Raw genomic sequence first — 1,130 nt, forward strand, 5'->3', positions numbered from 1 at the left:
ACAAGCTCAAAGGGGCGGTCATGGTGAAACTCGAAGCCTCCCTACTGGACCTGTGGGACACCACGGACCACCGAAAGCTACGCACAGAGCTGTCGCAGGGTCCATCTAAACGCCCATGGGCACGGTTCCCGCTGGACTTCTTGAAGAAGCACATGAACCAAGACGCCTATCTGTCTGCACTCGAAAAGGCCCTGAATGAGTACCTGTTGAAATGAAGTAGTTCCCTCGTGGGTTTTAAACACCCACTAAAAGCAGCCCTGCTGTTCCCACTCTATGAGCCTTTAACTTAGAGACTTCTTTAAGTCCCCTCTAAGGACCCTCTACGCCCTCAATTCAGTAAATCACCTCAAGTAACTAACCAACTTCTTACCCATAACTTATTGGAGGCCCAAGTGGCCTCTAAGGGATTCTTGTGTCCGCAGAAAGCCAAACCATCCAACTAACGAAGCATGACTTTAGCGCAATCACTGATGTTTCATCCTGGGCCTATGAGACCCTTTCTAATATCTACGGGCCAGACCTTGCAGCGGCTCAGTTAAGTCTTGAGCATGAAGCCTATACGCTGGGTGAGGATTACTTTAAGAAAATCCTTGAGCGTTCCATTGATCGTAATGAGTTCGCGGACAACGCCACAGCTAAGCCTGTGCTGGCCTCCCTGATTCCTTTGATGGCTAAGGCGTTCGAAGACTGGGTTGAGCATCAAGTAAATAAGGTGAAGCGAAAGAACATCGGCTTGCCTTATCTGCAATTGGTTAAAGCGGAGAACGTCGCGGCAATTACCGTCAAGACTGTTCTGAATATGGTCGCTAAGAAAGGCCCGTTGAGTGTTCAGCAAGTTTCAGTGGCGGTCGGCAAGGCTGTTGAAGAAGAGGCGCGCTTTGGTCGTATCCGTGAACAGGAGGCCGAACACTTCAACAAGCGTATTCGCCCAGCCCTGAACAAGCGTAACGGACACACCTACAAAGTTAAGTTTATGGAGAAAGTAGAGGCCCACATGATGGCCGCTAATGAGCTGACCACTAAGTGGACTTCCTGGGACGCCCTGGACAACTACGTCACCTTTCACATCGGCGTGAAGCTTCTCGAACTGCTCATTGAGTCCACTCAGTTAGTCGAGATGAGGCGGGAGC

At 50.4% G+C, this 1,130-nt stretch carries 2 protein-coding genes; both read left to right on the forward strand.

From position 1 onward, the window contains the following. A partial coding sequence (locus tag ACR52_RS31465; protein ID WP_048731287.1) for a hypothetical protein occupies positions 1–215 on the forward strand: 215 nt, incomplete at its 5' end. Positions 216–412: 197 nt separating this feature from the next. Then, the coding region (locus ACR52_RS27280) for a DNA polymerase (RefSeq protein ID WP_048731290.1) at positions 413–1,130 on the forward strand (718 nt) is incomplete at its 3' end.

This window comes from Pseudomonas fildesensis (genome assembly GCF_001050345.1).
Classification (GTDB): domain Bacteria; phylum Pseudomonadota; class Gammaproteobacteria; order Pseudomonadales; family Pseudomonadaceae; genus Aquipseudomonas; species Aquipseudomonas fildesensis.